At 70.0% G+C, this 18,040-nt stretch carries 2 protein-coding genes; both read right to left on the bottom strand.

What is annotated here, in order from left to right; all coding sequences use genetic code 11:
* Nucleotides 1-104 precede the first annotated feature (104 nt).
* Nucleotides 105-14,630: a non-ribosomal peptide synthetase gene (locus tag N7422_RS09080; RefSeq protein ID WP_279806240.1), complete on the bottom strand. Its 14,526-nt coding sequence runs from the start codon at nucleotides 14,628-14,630 to the stop codon at nucleotides 105-107.
* Nucleotides 14,627-17,989, bottom strand: coding sequence for an amino acid adenylation domain-containing protein (locus N7422_RS09075; protein WP_347815262.1), 3,363 nt, complete (start codon nucleotides 17,987-17,989; stop codon nucleotides 14,627-14,629). Before N7422_RS09075 ends, N7422_RS09080 begins: the two co-directional genes overlap by 4 nt.
* Nucleotides 17,990-18,040: the final 51 nt, after the last annotated feature.

Below are 18,040 nucleotides of genomic sequence, written 5' to 3'. Positions count from 1 at the left end.
CGCGGCACGCCGCCGCGCCCACAGACATTCATCCATCCACTGCGACGCAAGCCCCTGCGCAAGCAGCCTTGCGTCGCGGTCGAGGGCACAGCCCTCGCCCGTCCTCACGACAGGTTCGCCTTGGCGGCCAAGGCCTGCCCGTCATGCCACCAGGCTGCCAGGCTGAACACATCCGGTACCTTGAGGATGCTGAAGTGGTTGCCAGGGCCTCGCCACATTTCCAGCTGTGGCATCAACTGCCTCCAGCCCTGCTCCATCGCCTCTTGCTCACGCTGGTTGCCGACGGCGTCCAGGCTCGGGTCCGTCACCAGCACCAACCGCGCCAGGCCGTTGAAGCCAACCTGCGGGCGATAGTCCGTGCGCAACGCCGTGGCGAAGGTCCGCGTCACCCCGGCCAGGGCCTGAGGCGTGGAGCGCGCAGGCATCAGGCCGACCCGTACCATCGCCCCGTGCAACTGCTCCAGCTGCGCCTGATCTTCGGCCTCGGCAAAGGCCGAGGCGGCGATACCCAACGGCTTGCCGGTGGACAGCTGCAACGAGTCGACCAGGCGCAGCAGGGCCTGGGTGAAGGTGTACGACTTGCCAGCGCTGCCCGGTGCCTCACTGTCGATCAGGGTCAGCGACCGCACCTCACGGCCCTTGGCCTGCAGCCGCACCGCCAGGGCGTGCGCCAGCCAACCGCCGAACGAATGCCCGACCAGGTTCAACGGCCCTTCGGGGTAGAACGCTTCGATGGCCCGCAGATAACAATCGGTGGCCGCCTCCACGCTGCTGTGCGGCACCTCGTCCGCCGCCAGTCCGCGGGCCTGCAAGCCATGCACCGGCCAGTCCGGTCCCAGCGCTTCTGCCAGGCCGATGAAACTGGTGACGCTGTCGCCAGCGCCCGGCACACAGAACACCGGCACATGCCCCGGTGTGCCGCTCTGGATCGCCAGCAGCGGCTGGTGCGCCGGGATGGCCTGGGCCTGCACGGCGTCCAGGGCCTCGGCGATGGCTTGCCCGAGCACAGCCACATGGGGTTCCTGCACCATGCTCTGGTGGTCCCCCGGCACGTTCACGCAATGCACCCGCTGCCCCGGCAACGCTTCGGCCCAGCCCAGGGTCGGGCTGTCGCAGGCAATGCCAGCGTCGCGCAGTTCGGCCCTGAACAGATGCAGCGGCAACGGCAACGGCGCCAGGTGGTAGTGGGCCAAGGCATGCCCGTGGGCGACATGGCGCTCGAAGAAGTGGCGCAACTGCCCGTCGCTGGCCTGGACCAGGCCCGGCACCAGCAACTGCCGCTCACGGCAATGGGCCAGCAGCGCGTCGAACGCCAGCGCCCCGGGCTGCAGTGCCTCGACCTCGGCCAGTTGCGCCGCGCCGCCCTCGCCCTGGGCCTGCCAGTGCGTTCGGCAGTGCAGCAACAGCTGCGCTTCGGCCAGGTGCGGCCCTTGCCAGCGAGCCTTGCCCTGGTCGCTCAGGCGCGGCACGTAGCTGTCGATCAGGCCGACGAAGGCCACCCTCTGGTCCGCCCCCAGCAACTGGGCGGCCACCTCGTAGGCCAGCACCCCGCCGAACGACCAGCCGGCCAGACGGTACGGCCCCTGCGGCTGCACCGCGAGGATCCGCTGTACCAGCCGCGCCGCCAGGCACTCCAGGGTGTCCGATTGCGGCTGGCCGAGTGGCACGCCCGGCAGGCCATGGATCGGGAAGTCGCCCGGGATATGCCGACCCAGTACCGGGAAGTACAGGTCCAGGCCACTGAACTCGTGGACCAGGAACAACGGCGGCTGGCTGCCGCTGGCACGCACGGTGACCAGGCTGTCGTCCTGCTCCGGCGCTTCGCGCTGGCCCAGGCGTTCGGCCAGGGCGGCGACGCAGGGGTACTGGAACAGCTCCGCCAAGGTGGTGCGCAGGCCCGCGTGCTCCATCTCGCTGACCAGACGGATCGCCAGCAGCGAATGCCCGCCCAGTTCGAAGAAGCTATCGTGGCGCCCGACCCGCTCGACCTCCAGCACCTGCGCCCACAGTGCGGCCAGGGCCAGCTCCAGCGCACCGTGGGGTGCCTCGAAGGTGGCGACTGCCATGTCCTGCGCGGCCGGCAGTGGCAGGGCCTTGCGGTCGACCTTGCCATTGTTGGTCAGCGGCAGCGCCGCGAGCGCCACGTAGGCCGCCGGCAGCATGTACTCCGGCAGACGCTCGCGCAGCCAGGCGCGCAGCGCCTGGCTGTCGAGGGAGGCATCGTGGCGGGTGAACCAGGCCACCAGGCGCAGCGGCCCCTGCTCCAGGCGCAAGGCCATGACCACCACTTCGTCCAGCCCGGGGCATTGGGCCAGCTGCTGCTCGATCTCGCCCAGTTCGATACGAAAGCCACGGATCTTGACCTGATCGTCGCTGCGTCCGAGGCACTCCAGCAGGCCGTCGGCGTTCCAGCGGGCCAAGTCACCGGTGCGGTACAGGCGGGCGCCGGCCGGCGTGGCGAACGGATCGTCGCTGAAACGTTCGGCGGTCAACTGCGGGCGGTTGAGGTAGCCCAGCGCGACACCGTCGCCGCCGATGTACAGCTCGCCGGCGACGCCCTCGGGCACCAACCGCCCCTGGCGGTCGAGCACATAGGTCGTGGTATTGCCGATCGGCCGGCCGATCGGCACGTGCTCGGTGCCCTGCGCGACCGCCGTGACCTGGTGGGTGGTGGCGTAGGTGGTGGTCTCGGTGGGCCCGTAGCAATGCACCAGGCGCAAGTCCGGCGCCTGCGCCAGCAAGGCGCGGAACGCCCCAGGCTCGCCCCGTTCACCGCCGCACAGCAGGATGCGCAACCCGGCCAGGGCCTTGGGGATGAGCTGCACGTACTGGTTGAACAACGCCGTGGTGACGAACAGCACGCTGGCGCCGCCATCGTCCAGGGCCGCGCCGAACCGCGCAGGCTCCACCAGAGTCTGGTGGTCGATCACCAGCACCTGCCCGCCATTGAGCAGCGCGCCCCAGACATCCATGGTCGCGGCGTCGAAGGCTGGGTTGGAGACGAAGGCGATGCGGTCGTGCGCGTTGAAGTCGGCATAGCCGTTGTTCAACACCAGCCGGGCGATACCCCGGTGCGCCACACACACGCCCTTCGGCGTGCCGGTGGAGCCAGAGGTGTACATCACGTACGCCGGCGCCCCGGCACCCTGGCTCAGGCCCGGGTTGTGCCCCGGTTGGTCGTCGAGGCTCAGGCAGTCGAGGTCGACGCGCCGCACGCCACAGTCACCGAGCATGCCAGCCAGGGTCAGCAGCACCACGGCCTGGCAGTCGCGAGCCATGAACGCCTGGCGCTCGGCGGGGGCATTGATATCCAGTGGCACATAGACCGCGGCGCATTTGAGCACCGCCAGTTGCGCCACCAGCAGAGGCAGCGAGCGCGGCAGCAGGATCGCCACGTGCTCACCTGGCTGCACCCCTTCGCCGATCAACCAATGGGCCAGGCGGTTGGCCTGCTCGTTGAGCTCGCCGTAGGTCAGCCGGCGCTCGTCGTGCAGCGCTGCCAGCGCCAACGGATGACGGGCCACGCACTGCTCGAACAGGCGCTGTACCGGCAGCTCGCGTGGGTAGTCGCGCCGCGTGGCGTTGTACTCGACGACCAGGCGCTGGCACTCCTCGGCCGAGAGGATGCTCAAGCGCTCCAGCCCCTGCTCGGGATCCGTTTCCAGCGCTTTCACCAGGCTATCCAACGCCTGCTCCAGGTAGGCGCACAGGCGCCGCGCATCGATCCCCTGGGCGCACTGGGCGCTGAGAGCGAACGCCTCGCCCAGGTCATCGATGCTCAGGGCCAGGGGGTAGTTGCTGCGCTCCTGTGCATGCAATAGCTCGATACCGGCCCAGGCCTGCCCTGCCGTCGCGTCCTGGTTCAGCGCAGTGGCGCTGTGGCGGTAATTGAGCAAGGCGCTGAACAGCGGCGTGCCCGGCGGCAGTGCGCTGCAACGCTGGGCCAGGGCCAGTTGGGCGTGCTCGTGCAGCAACAGGCCGGTGAGTCGGCGATGGGTGTCGAGCAACGCCTCGCGCACCGGCAGCCGGCCCAGGTCCAAGCGCAGCGGCAAGGTGTTGATGAACACGCCGAGCGCCCGCTCGCCCCCCTCGCCACCCTGCAGGCGCCCCAGCATCACGGTGCCGAACACCACACTGTCGCGACCCGACAACTGCCCCAGTACCAGCCCCCAGGCCAGGTGCATCAGGCTGGCGGCGCCGACGCCCAACTGCCGGGCCTGCTCACGAGCCCGTCGCGCCAGCCCGGCGTCAAGCCAACGCCGGGCCTCGACGGCGGCATCCGCGTGCGGCCGAGGATGGGCGCCATACGCCAAGGTTGGCTCATCGATATCGCCCAGTTGTTCGCGGAAGAACGCCACGTGCTCGGCTTCGCCCGCACCCTGCTGCACCTGGGCGATGTAGTTGCGGTACGGTGCCGGCACTGGCAAGCGGTGCTGCTCGCCGAGCAGGCAAGCCTGCAGTTCGGCGCGCAGCACGTCCTGGGCGACATGGTCCATGACCAGGTGGTGGAACAACAGGGTCGCGGTGATGGCGCCAGTGGTCGGGTCCTGGCTGTGCAACAAGCGCAGCAGCGGTGCCCGGGTCAGGTCCAGGCGCAGGGCCGGTGCTTCGCCGGCGGCGAGCTGCTGCACTGGCAGCGGCGCCTGGCGCCAGACCACCTGCACGGGCTGCGCCAACCCCTCCCAGCACAGCGAGCTGCGCAGAATATCGTGGCGCGCGATCACCTGGTCCAGGGCCTGGTGCAGGGCCGCCAGCCGGGATGTATCCGCCACGGCGAAGCGCGCCTGCAACAGGTAAGGGTCATCGCCCTCGCTGGCCAGGTGGTGGTACAGGATACCGGCCTGCAGCGGGCCCAGTGGGTAGATGTCCTGCACATTGGCGACGCCACCGGGCACCTGGCCGACAATGCGCTCGATCGCTGCCTGTTCCAGCTGCACCAGTGGCAGCAGGTCCGGGGTGATGCGCTGGCAGTCGGCGGCGATGCGGTTGGCCGGTACCTGTGGCCCGGTGTCCTGGCCCAGAGTCGCGGCTAGCGCGGCCAGGGTCGGTTCGGCGAACAGCACGCGGATATCCGCTGCCAACCCTTCGGCGCGCAGGCGGGCGATCAGAGTCACCGCCAGCAGCGAATGGCCGCCCAACTCGAAGAAATGGTCATGGCGCCCGACCTTCGGCACGTTGAGCAGTTCGGCCCACAGCGCCGCCAGGCGGCTCTCGGCCTCACCCAGCGGAGCCGCGTAGGCGCGGCTGAGCACCGCCTCGGCGCCAGGCTCGGGCAAGGCCTGGCGGTCGAGCTTGCCATTGGCGGTTAGCGGCATGGCCGGCAGCATCACATAGGCCGACGGCACCATATAGTCCGGCAGCCGCGCCCGGACATGCTTGCGCAGCGCGTCGATGCCCGGTGCTCCGGCGCCTTCACGCGCGGTGAACCAGGCCACCAGGCGCTCGCCACGCAGCAGCACCGCGACCTCACGCACGGCGGCGTGGCGCGCCAGGCAGGCCTCGATCTCGCCCAGTTCGATACGCAGGCCGTGCAACTTGACCTGGAAGTCGTTGCGCCCCAGGAACTCCAGTTCGCCATCGGCGCGACGGCGCACCAGGTCACCGCTGCGGTACAGACGCTCGCCGACCACGAACGGGCTGTCGCTGAAGCGCTCGGCCTCCTGTTCCGGCAGGCCGAGGTAGCCGCGCGCGACGCCGACGCCACCGATGTACAGTTCGCCGACCACCCCACGCGGCACCGGCAGACCCTGGCCATCGAGCACATACAGCCGGGTATTGGCGATCGGCCGGCCGATCGGCGGTGCGCCGTCAGGCAACGCCTGCCCTGGCTCCAGGGTCCAGACGCTGCAGTCGACGGTGGTTTCGGTCGGCCCGTAGACATTGTGCAGGCGCGCCTTCGGCAGACGCGCTCGCAATTGCCGCAACAAGGCCGTTGTCAGTTCGCCGCCACCGCAGACGATGTCGGTCAGGCTATCGCAGGCAGCGCTGGCGTCCAGCGCCAGGAACTGCTGCAGCAACGCCGGCACGAACTGCACCACGCCGACCCGCTGACGCTGGATCAGCTCGGCCAGATAGGCCGGGTCGCGCTGGCCGTCCGGACGCGCCAGCACCAGGCGCAGCCCGGCGCACAGCGGCCAGAACAGCTCCCACACCGAGGCGTCGAAGCTCACCGGGGTCTTGTGCAGCAGCGCGCCGTCGGCGCTTGGAGCGATCAGGCGCGAACTCCAGTGCACCAGGTTGCATAGGCTGCGGTGCTCGACCATCACACCTTTCGGCGTGCCGGTGGAGCCGGAGGTGTAGATCACATAGGCCAGCTGGCGCGCGCCAAGCCCCTTGACCTGCGGGTTGCGCGCCGGCTCGGCGGCCCAGGTCGGCTGGTCCAGGTCAAGACGTGGCAACAGGCTGGCAGCGAAACGCGTACGGCTGGAACCGTCCACCAGCAGCAGCAACGGTGCGCTGTCCTCGAGCATGAATTCCAGGCGTTCGTCCGGGTACCCTGGGTCCAGCGGCACATAAGCGCCACCTGCCTTGAGCACGGCCAGCAGGCCGACCAGCAACTGCGGGCCACGGGCCAGGCACACCGCCACCCGACTGTCGGGCCGCACGCCGCGGGCGATCAGCACATGGGCCAGGCGGTTGGCAGCCTCGTTGAGCTGCTGATAGCTCAGTTGGCCGTCCTCGGCCTGCACCGCGATGGCCTGGGGCGAACGCAGCACCTGTGCCTCGAACAGCGCCTGCACCGGCTGCTGCAGACCACCGACCAGCTCGCTGGCGTTGCAGCTGACCAGTTCCTGGCGGCGCTCGGCGGCGCCAAGCAGCTCGACCCTGGCCGGCACCGCCTGGTCACTGCTGGCGAAGGCCCAGAGCAATTGTTCCAGGTAGCCGACATGGCGCTCGATGGTTGCCCGGTCGAACAGCGCGGTGGCGTACTCCAGCGCGCCGGCGAAGCCTTCGCCGGTCTCGCCCAGGCTCAGGGTCAGGTCGAACTTGGCGATGGCCTGCGGCGCCCCCAGCGGCTCCAGTTGCAAACCGCCCAGGTGCAGGGAGTGCGCCGCCCCGCCGTTCCAGGCCAGCGACACCTGGTACAGCGGTGTGTGGGCCAGGCTGCGCGGCGGCTGCAGCAGCTCGACCACCTGCTCGAACGGGATGTCCTGGTGGTCCTGGGCCTGACTGGCGACAGCCTTGACCCGGGCCAGCAGCGCGGCCACGTCGGGAGTGCCGGACGTATCGATGCGCAGGGCCAGGGCGTTGACGAACAAGCCGATCAGCCCCTCGACCTCGGCATGCCGCCGGTTGGCCACCGGCGTGCCGATGACCACCTCGGCCTGGCCGGACAGGCGCGCCAGCAACACCGCCCAGGCGGCGCCGAACAGCATGAACGGGGTGACCGCATGGCGCTGGCAGAGGTCCTTGAGGTCGGCGCTCAGGCGCCGGTCCAGGCGTACCTCGACCCGCTCGCCACGATAATCCTGGCGCGCCGGACGAGGTCGGTCGGTGGGCAGGCTCAGCAGCAACGGTGCACCGGCCAGGGCCTGACGCCAGTGGTCGGCCTGGCGCTGCAACGCGTCCCCGGCCAGCCAGCGGCGCTGCCAGATGGCATAGTCGCCGTACTGGATCGCCAGCGCGGGCAACGGATCCGGTTCACCGGCGCTGAACGCCAGGTACAAGGCCGCCAGCTCCTGGGTGAAGACGTCCATCGACCAGCCGTCGGCAACGATATGGTGCAGGGTCAGCAGCAGCGCGTGGTGGTCCTGCCCCAGGCACAGCAGACGCCCGCGGATCGGCAATTGGTGCGCCAGGTCGAACGGCAGCCGCGCTTCCTCGCGCACCAGCGCGGCCAATGCCTGGCCCTGGTCGCGCAGGTCGTGCCAGGCCAGGCTGAAGCCACCGTTGCCGGGTGCCACCCGTACCCGCGCTTCGGCGCCTTCCTGGGCAAAGTGGCTGCGCAGGCTCTCGTGGCGCTCGACGATGCGCGCCAGGGCGCGCTCCAGCGCCGGACGATCCAGCGCCCCACGCAGCACCAGCCCCAGCGGAATATGGTAGGCGGCGCTGGCATCGTCCATCTGCGCCAGGAACCACAGGCGCTGCTGGGCGAACGACAGCGGCTGCGACTGGCCGCGCGGCGCCGCTTCGATCATCGGCACCGCGCAGGGTCTGGTGTCTTGCAGCGCCACGGCCACCGCCAGCAGGCGGTCATCGGCGAACAGCTGGCCGAGGGACAGCTCCAGGCCAAGGCGCTGGCGCAACTGGCCAACCATGCGCATGGCCAGCAGCGAATGGCCGCCCAATTCGAAGAATCGGTCCTGGCGACCGACCTGGCCGACCTGCAGCAGTTCGCCCCACAACGCGGCAAGGGCATGCTCCAGCTCGCCTTCGGCAGCTTCATGGGCCTGGCTGGCCAGGGCTTCACGCGCGGGCGCCGGCAGCGCGCGGCGATCGACCTTGCCATTGGCGGTCAATGGCCAGCTGTCCAGCCGCACCAGCGCCGCCGGCACCATGTAACCGGGCAGGCGCTGCGCCAGGCTGGCGCGCAGCGCCGCGGCGGATGGTGCCTCGCCCTGGGCCGTGAACCAGGCGATCAGCCGAGGCTGGCCGGGGGTTTCCTCCCGGGCCAGGACCAACGCCTCGTCGATGCCCGGCAAACGCAGCAACTGCGCCTCGATCTCGCCCAGTTCGATACGCAGGCCACGGATCTTCACTTGGTCGTCGTTGCGCCCCTGGTAATCCAGGGTGCCGTCGGCGTTCCAGCGGGCCAGGTCGCCGGTGCGGTACATGCGCGCCCCAGGCTGCTCGCCGAAGGGATCGTCGAGGAAGCGTTCGGCGGTCAGTTCGGGGCGGTTCAGATAGCCCCGCGCCACGCCGTCGCCGCCCACATACAGCTCACCGATACTGCCGAACGGCACCGGCTGGCGCGCCGCATCAAGCAAGTAGACTCGGGCGTTGGCGATCGGTCGGCCGATATCCAGCGCGCCGCCAGGCAACACCAGGCCGGACGTGGCGACCACCGTGGCCTCGGTGGGGCCGTAGTTGTTGACCACCACGAACCCGGGGTCCGCGTGGAACTGGCGCAGGCGATCCCCGCCGATCAGCAGGCTGCGCAGGGTCGGATGACGCAGTCCTTGGGCAAAGGCGTATTCAGCCACCGGCGTGGGCAGGAAGGCGACCTTCAGCGGCTGCTCCAACCACCAGGCCAGCAATGCGTCGAGCTGCTCGTTGCCCAGTGCCGCGGGCGGCAGGTGCAGCACAGCCCCGGCACACAGCGCCGGCCAGACCTCCCAGGCCATGGCGTCGAAGCCGAAGCCGGCGACGCTGGCGGTGTGATCGCCGACGCCCAGTTCGAAGGCCTTGCAGTGCCAGTGCACAAGATTGGCCAGGGTGTGATGCTCGACCATCACGCCCTTGGGCTCGCCCGTGGAACCGGAGGTGTAGATCACGTAGGCCAGGTGATTCACACCCAGCCCAGGCACCTGCGGATTGTCGTCCCGCGCCGGCCAGTCCGGGCGGTCAAGGGCCAGCAGCGGCACGTTCAGCCCGGGCAGCCGCTCGAACAGCGCCTGCTGGGCCAGCACCACCACCGGGGCACTGTCGTCGAGCAGGTAGCGCAGTCGCTCGTCCGGATGCGTGGGGTCCACCGGCACGTAGCCGGCGCCGGCCTTGAGCACCGCCAGCAACGCCACCAGGGTGTCCGGGCCACGGCGGGCGACCACCGCCACGCGGTCATCGGGCAGGACGCCCAGCGCGATCAGGTGATGGGCCAGGGCATTGGCCTGGCGGTTCAGTTCGCCGTAGCTCAGGCGCAGCCCGCCCGCCACCACGGCCATGCTGTGCGGGATGCCCGCAGCCCGGGCTTCGACCAGGCCATGCACGGTCTGTCCGAGCGGGAACCGCCGCCGGGTGTTGTTGAAGCCGTGCAGCAGGCGCTGGCGTTCCGCGCCCACCACCAGCTCGACGTCGGCCAAAGCTTGCTGGTCGTTGGCCACCATGGCCCTCAACAACGCATCGAAGTACCCGGCGATGCGTTGCACGCGGGCCTCGTCGAACAACGCCGTGGCGTACTCCAGGCTGCCGAGCAACGCCTCGCCCTGCTCGCCCAGGCTCAGCGACAGGTCGAACTTGGCCACCTGGCTGGTCTGTGCCACCGCCTCCAGCTGCAGCCCGTCCAGGCTCAGGGCGGCGCCCGCGCCGGCCTGCCAGTTCAGCGTGGTCTGGAACAAAGGGGTATGGGCCAGGCTACGCACCGGACGGACAATCTCCACCACCTGCTCGAACGGCAGGTCCTGGTGCGCCTGGGCCTGCAGCAAACGCGCCTTGACCCGGCCCAGCAAGGCCTCGGTGCCGATCGCCCCGCCGGTGTCGATGCGCACCGCCAGGGTGTTGACGAACAACCCCACCAGCGGCTCCAGCTCGGCACTGCCACGTCCGGCGACCGGGCAGCCGACCACGACCTCGGTTTGCCCGGCCAGACGCGCCAGGGTTGCGGCCCAGGCGCCGAGCAGGACCATGTACAAGGTCGCCTGGTGACGCCGGGCCAGGGCACGCAGACCGACGCCCAGGCGTTCGTCCAGGTGCAGCGCCAGGCTGGCACCACTGAAGTCCTGGCGGGCCGGGCGAGGTCGATCGGTTGGCAGACTCAACAGATTCGGCGCACCGTCGAGGGCTTCGCGCCAATAGTCGGCCTGGCGCTGCAACTGTTCGCCGGCCAGCCAGCGGCGCTGCCACACGGCATAGTCGCCGTATTGAATGGCCAGCGCCGGCAGCGGATCCTCCCGCCCTGCGCGCAGGGCGGCATACAACACGCCGAGCTCATGGGTCAGCACACCAAGGGACCAGCCATCGGCAACGATATGGTGCACGGTGAGGATCAACACATGCCGCTGCCCGCCCAGTTGCAACAAGCTGGCGCGCAATGGCGGCCCGGCGAGCAGGTCGAAGGGGGCGAGCGCCTCCCCTTGCAGTCGTTCGGCCAGGGCTTCGGGCGCAATCGTCTCGCGGTGCAGCCAGCCGGCGCGCGGCGTGTCCAGCAGCTGCACTTCGGCACTGTCGCCGCTGGGCACGAAACGGCTGCGCAAGGTCTCGTGACGCGCGACGATACGCAGCAGCGCACGCTCCAACGCCTCGACATCCAGTTCACCACGCAGGCCCAGGGCAAGCGGCACGTTGTAGGCCTGGTTGCCGCCTTCGAGCTGGGCCAGGAACCACAGCCGCTGCTGGGCGAACGACAACGGCAGCGGCTGTGCGCGAGCGACCGGCATGATCGCCGGCAGCGCGCTGCGCGTGGCACCGGCCAGCACCTGGGCCACCGCCGCCAGTTCGGCATTGGCGAACAGTTCGCCCAGGGCCAGTTCCACACCCAGGCGCAGCCGTACCTGGGACACCATGCGCATGGCCAGCAGCGAATGCCCACCCAAGGCGAAGAACTGGTCATGCCGCCCTACCCGCTCCACCTGCAGCAGCTGCGCCCACAGCTGGGCCAGGGCGGTTTCCAGCTCGCCCACGGGGGCCACGTAGGCCTGCTCGAACAGCGCCGAGCGCTCCGGCGCGGGCAGGGCCCGGCGGTCGAGCTTGCCATTGGCGGTCAGCGGCAATGCCGACAGCGCGACGAAGGCCACCGGCACCATGTAGTCCGGTAGGTGTGCCAGCAGTTGTCCGCGCAGCAACTCCGGCGAGGGTGCCTCAATGCCCGGCTGTGGCGTGAAGTAGGCCACCAGCCGTGGCTGGCCGGGCTGGTCCTCGCGGGCCAGCACCACCGCCTCGTTGATGCCCGGCAGGCCGCTCAGGCGGCTCTCGATCTCGCCCAGCTCGATACGCACGCCACGCACCTTCACCTGGTCATCGTTGCGGCCCAGGTAGTCCAAGGTCCCGTCCCCCCGCCAGCGCACCAGGTCGCCGGTGCGGTACATCCGGGCCCCCGGGCGCGGGTCGAACGGATCATCGAGAAAGCGTTCGGCGGTCAGCGCCGGGCGGTTCAGGTAGCCACGGGCGACACCCGCGCCGCCGACATGCAACTCGCCCGGCACGCCCAGTGGCACGGGTTGCAGATCGCTGCCCAGCACGTACAGCCGGGCGTTGTCCACCGGCCCGCCGATATGCAGCTCGCCGCCAGCCTCGAGCACACCTGAGCTGGCCACCACGGTGGTCTCGGTGGGGCCGTAGTTGTTGACCACGGCGAAGGTCTGGGTGCGGTTGAACTGACGCAGGCGGTCGCCACCGATCAGCAGCGTGCGCAGGGTCGAATGTTCCAGCTGGTGGCTGAAGGCGTACTCGGCCACGGGGGTGGGCAGGAAGCTCACGTCCAGTGGTTGCGCGCGCCACCAGGCGAGCATGGCGTCGAGGTCTTCATGGCCTTCGCCCGGCGGTGCCAGGTGCAGGACCGCCCCGCTGGCCAGCGCCGGCCAGATTTCCCAGGCCATGGCGTCGAAACCGAAACCGGCCAGGCTCGAGGTGTGCCGGCCCAGGCACAGGTCGAAAGCCCGGCAATGCCAGTCCACCAGGTTGTTCAGGGTGCCGTGCTCGACCATCACGCCCTTGGGCTGGCCGGTGGAACCGGAGGTGTAGATCACATAGGCCAGGTGCGCCGCGCTCAGCCCCGGCACCACAGGATCGTCCACCCGGGCCGGCCAGTCGGGCTGGTCGAGGGCCAGCACCGGCACGGCCACCTCCCCCAGTCGCCCGCGCAGGGCCTGCAGGGTGAGCACCACCACTGGGGCGCTGTCATCGAGCAGGTAGCGCACGCGCTCGTCGGGGTGGGCCGGATCCACCGGCACATAGCCGGCGCCGGCCTTGAGCACGGCCAGCAGGCCGGCCAGGGTGTCCAGGCCACGGCGGGCCAGTACCGCGACCCGGTCATCGGGGCGCACGCCCAAGGCGATCAGGTGGTGGGCCAGGGCGTTGGCGCGACGGTTCAGCTCGGCGTAGCTCAGCGCCTGCCCCAGGCAGGTGCTGGCGGTGGCGTCCGGGTGCGCCTGGGCGATGGCCTCGATGCGCCGATGCAGGGTGCCAGCGGTGACCGCGCGGCCCGCCGTGTGGTTGAAACCCTCCAGCAACTGCGCGCGCTCCTGCGGCGGCAGCATGGGCAGCGCGCGAACCTCGTCGACCGAGCCCTCGAGCAGGCTGCGCAGTGCCTGTTCCAGGTAGGCGCAGACGCGCTGCGCCGGCACCTCGGGGCTGGCCAGCAGGGTCAGCCGGAAGGCTTCGCCGAAGTCATCGACGCTCAGGGTCAGCGGGTAGTTGGTGGCTTCGGCGGCATGGACGATCTCGATACCCGCCCAGCCGGCCCGGCGCGCTGCCTCGGAACCCGAGGGCGCGCTGTGGCGGTAGTTGAGCAAGGCGTTGAACAGCGGCGTCGGCGCCGCCACGCCGCTGCAGCGCTGGGCCAAGGCCAGCGGGGCATGCTCGTGGCGCATCAGGCTGCTCAGCCGCTGGTGGGTGGCCTTGATCGCCACGGCCAGGCCGGCGCCGTCGAGGTCCACGCGCAGCGGCAAGGTATTGATGAAGATCCCCAACGCCCGGTCGGTAGCCTCGGCGCCCAGCAGACGCCCCATCAGCACCGTGCCGAACACCACCTGATCGCGCCCGGTCAGGCCGCCCAGCACCCGCGCCCACGCCAGGTGGAACAGGCTGGCGACGCTCACCCCCTGCGCTCGTGCCTGGCCGCGCAAGGCCTGGCACAGCGGCAGGTCGAGGTCCAGGGCATGCTCGTTCAGCGCCGCGCCGTCCCCCTTCACATCGCTCAGGCCATAAGCCAGGGTCGGTTCGTCGACGCTGCTCAGCATGTCGCGAAAGAACGCCTCGTGCTCGGCCTCTCCCACGCCCAGCAAGGCCTGGGCCACATGGTTGCGGAACGGCACCGGCCGGCCCAGTCCGGCGCCGTCGCCCAGCAGGAACGCCAGCATTTCGTGGCGCACCACCTCCAGGGCGCTGTGGTCCATGGCCAGATGGTGGAACTGCAGGGTCGCATGGACGCTGCCGTCCATCTCGGCGGCCTGGCATTGCAGACGGATCAGCGGGGCCTTGGTCAGGTCGAAACCAGCCACGGGCGTCTGTCCGGCCGACAGTTGCGTGACGCACAGCTCGGCGCGGCGCCAGACCACCTGGACCGGGGTCTCGATGTCCTTCCAGTGCACCGAGGTGCGCAGGATGTCGTGGCGCTCGATCACCCCCTGCAACGCCTCGGCGAAGGCCTGCACCCGGTCATCGCTGGCGAACACGAAGCGCGCCTGCATCACGTAAGGATCGTGTTCGCCCGCGCTGGCGTGGTGGAACAGCATGCCCTGCTGCAACGGCAGCAGCGGGTAGATGTCCTGCACATTGGCGGCGCCCCCAGGCACGGCGGCGACCACACGGTCGATGCTGGCCTGGTCGAGGTCGACCAGGCTGAGCAACTCCGGGCTGATCCGTGTGCAATCGGCGGGGATGCGATTCGCCGGCACCTCGACCGCGCCCTGGCGAGCGGCCACGTACGCGCCGCTTGCCAGCAACGCCAGCAGCGCCGGTTTGTGCTCGCGCAACTGCGTCACCAGTGCCGCGTCAGTCAGGGCCTGGCGATTGCCCTGCACCGCCAGCTGGCCATCCTTGAGCGCCAGCTGGACATTATTGGCGGCCAGTGTGGCCAGTAGTTCATTGATGCTCACAGGACGATCTCCATTCTGTCTGTGATGGCGGCATAACCTGCCAGCGTCGGGTGTTCGAACAGGCTGCGCACATCAGCCTCCAGGCCGGCTTCACGCAGGCGCGAGGTGAGGGTCACGGCCAACAGCGAGTGGCCACCCAGTTCGAAGAAGTTGTCGTGGCGCCCTACCCGCTCCACGCCCAGCAGCTCGGCCCAGATCCCGGCCAGCAGCTGTTCGGTGTCGCCCTCGGGAGCCTCATAGGCGCGGGCCGGCAGCTCCGGTGTCGGCAGGGCCTTGCGGTCGAGCTTGCCGTTGGGGGTCAGCGGCAGCGCGTCGAGGTGGATGAACAGCGCCGGCACCATGTACTCCGGCAACCGCGCCAGCAGCGCATCGCGCAGGGCCTCGGCGGGCTGCGGTTCACCCGTGTGGTAGGCCACCAGGCGTGGGCCGGCCGGCGCGGCGTCATGCACCAGCACCACGGCTTCGCGCACACCCGGCAGGCGCTCCAGGCAGGCCTCGATCTCGCCCGGTTCGATGCGCAGCCCGCGCAGCTTGATCTGATGGTCGGTACGGCCGAGGAACTCGAGCACGCCATCGGCACGCTGGCGCACCAGGTCGCCGCTGCGGTACAGCCGGTCGCCTTCGACGAACGGGCTGGCGATGAAGCGCTCGGCCTGCTGCTGGGGCAGGCCGAGGTAACCCCGCGCCACCCCGGCACCGCCGATGTGCAACTGGCCGGCGACCCCGATCGGCACGGGCTGGTCATGGCCATCGAGCACGTACAGCCGGGTGTTGTCGATCGGCCGACCGATCGGCAATGCGCCCTGTGGCAGTGGATCCTGCGGCTGCAGGGTCCAGACACTGCAGTCCACGGTGGTCTCGGTCGGGCCATAGACGTTGTGCAGGCGCACCTGCGGCAGGCGTTCGCGCACCTGGCGGGCCAGCGCCGCGGTCAGCTCGCCACCGCCGCAGACGATGTCGGTCAGGCTCGTGCAGCGCGCACTGTCCGCCTGTTCGAGGAACTGCTGCAGCAGCGCCGGCACGAACTGCACCACGCCGACCTGCCGGCGCTCGATCAGCTCGACCAGGTACTGCGGATCGCGCTGCCCGTCGGGCTGCGCCAGCACCAGGCGCAGCCCGCTGCACAGCGGCCAGAACAGCTCCCACACCGAGGCGTCGAAACTGATCGGGGTCTTGTGCAGCACCGCCCCCTCGGCCGGGAACTGCCCGGCACTCCAGCGCACCAGGTTGACCACGTTGCGGTGCTCGACCATCACCCCCTTCGGCACCCCGGTGGAGCCGGAGGTGTAGATCACATAGGCCAGGTGCTGGGCGTTCAGGCCCGATACTTGTGGGTTGTCGCCTGACAAGCTCGTCCAGCTTGGCTGATCGAGGTCGATCACCTGCCCGCCCTCGGGCACGTGGCGGGTGGCGCCGTGCACCAGCACCGCCACCGGCGCGCTGTCCGCGAGCATGTGGCGAATGCGCTCGGCCGGGTAGTCCGGATCGACCGGCACATAGGCGCCACCGGCCTTGAGGATGGCCAGCAGGCCGACCACCAGCGACAGCCCGCGCTCGACGCAGATTGCCACGCGATCGTCTGGTTTGACCCCCAGTTCGATCAGGTGACGGGCCAGGCGGTTGGCCCGCTCGTTGAGCTGGCGATAGCTGAGTTCACCTTGTTCGGCGCTGACGGCCAGCGCTTCGGGGCTGCGCTGGGCCTGGGCCTCGAACAGACCATGGAGGGTCTGCGTCAGGTCGTGGGGCACCTCGCTGCAGTTGAAGTCGTCCAGCACCTGGCGGCGCTCTGCGGCCGGCACGACTGGCAGGTCAAGCAGCGGCCGCTGTGGCGAATGCTCCAGCGCGTCGACCAGTTCGCCGATGATCTGCCGCAACTGCCCGCACAGGCGCTCCGCGCCCCAGGCCGCCGGGGCCTGCACGGTAAGGCGCAGGTCTTCGCCCAGATCGTCGACGGCAAGGTTCAGCGGATAGTTGGTGCGCTCCTCGGCCCCGACCACCTCGATCCCCGGCGCCATCACGATCACCGCGTCGGCATCGCCCGCCGCGCTGTGGCGGTAGTTGAGCATGCTGTTGAACAGTGGCGTCGGTGCGGCCACGCCACTGCAGCGCTGGGCCAGGGCCAGCGCTGCCTGCTCGTGGTCGAGCAGCCCGGTGAGGCGCTGGTGGGTGTCGAGCAGGCCATCGCGCACCCCTCGCCCGGCCAGGTCGACGCGCAGCGGCAAGGTATTGATGAACATGCCCAAGGCCTGCTCGGCGTCGGCACCTGCGCTCATGCGCCCGAGCAGAACGCTGCCGAAGACCACGCTGTCACGCCCGGACAGTGCGCCCAGCAGGCGAGCCATCGCCAGGTGCATGACGCTCGCCGGGTTCGCGCCGAGCTGGCGCGCGCGCGCGCGCAAGCGCTGGCTGAGCGACAATGGCAGGGTCAGGCGCGCCTCTTCCACTGGCTGTCCGGCCAGGGCCTCGACACCGAAGGCCAGCGTCGGCTCGTCGATGTCGGCGAGCATGTCGTTGAAGAACGCTTCGTGCGCCTGTTCGTCCATGGCCAACCCGGCCCTGGCCAGCAGATCGCGAAACGGCACCGCCGGCGGCAGGCTGTCGCCGGCGCCCATCAGGCAGGCCTGGATCTCGCGGCGCACGATGTCCAGCCCGGTGTGGTCCATGACGGTGTGATGGAACAGCAGCAATGCCACCACCTGGCCGTCGCTGCCCTGGCCATGGGCCAGGCGCAGCAGCGGCGCCTGGCGCAGGTCCATGCGGTAGTGGCCACTGTCGAAGCGCGCCCGCAGCAGGCCCAGCGGATCCTCGCCGTCGGGCACCGCGACCGTTTCGCGCGCCAGCGGCGCGCTGCGCCAGACCACCTGCAACGGTGCGTCCAGCGCCTCCCAGGCCATCGCCGTGCGCAGGATGTCGTGGCGCTGGATCACCTGGTCCAGGGCCTCGGCAAAGGCCTCCAGGCGCGCCGCGCTGGCGAAGCGCAACTGGACCTGCAGCACGTAGGGGTCACCCGCGTCCGTCGCCAGATGGTGATAGAGCATGCCTTCCTGCAGCGGCGCCAGGGGGTAGATGTCCTGCACGTTGGCCGCTGCGCCCGGCACGCTGGCGACGATACGGTCGATGGCGGCCTGGTCCAGCCGCACCAGCGGCAGCATGTCCGGGGTGATGCGCAGCGCCGGGCTCACCCAGTCGCCGCCCTGCCCGGCCAGCCACGCCAGCAGTGTCGGCTTGTTGTCGGCCAGGGCCTGCCACAGGTCATCGTCCACCGCATCGTCGGCACCCAGCACGATCAGGTCGTCGGCTTCGCGCTGCAGTCGGATCGCGCGGGTGGAGAGCACAGCCATCAATTCGCTCAGGGGCATGGTTAAGCATCCTGCTTTGCCAGTCGGGAGAATGGTCGTGAAGCTAATGGA

The organism is Pseudomonas sp. GD04091 (assembly GCF_029836165.1).
Lineage (GTDB): Bacteria > Pseudomonadota > Gammaproteobacteria > Pseudomonadales > Pseudomonadaceae > Aquipseudomonas.
This window is presented reverse-complemented; position numbering and strand designations above follow the sequence as displayed.

What these genes read in the sequence shown, in the direction of transcription:
- N7422_RS09075 (WP_347815262.1), bottom strand. Translation starts at nt 17,989, where the DNA reads ATGCCCCTGAGCGAATTGATGGCTGTGCTCTCCACCCGCGCGATCCGA.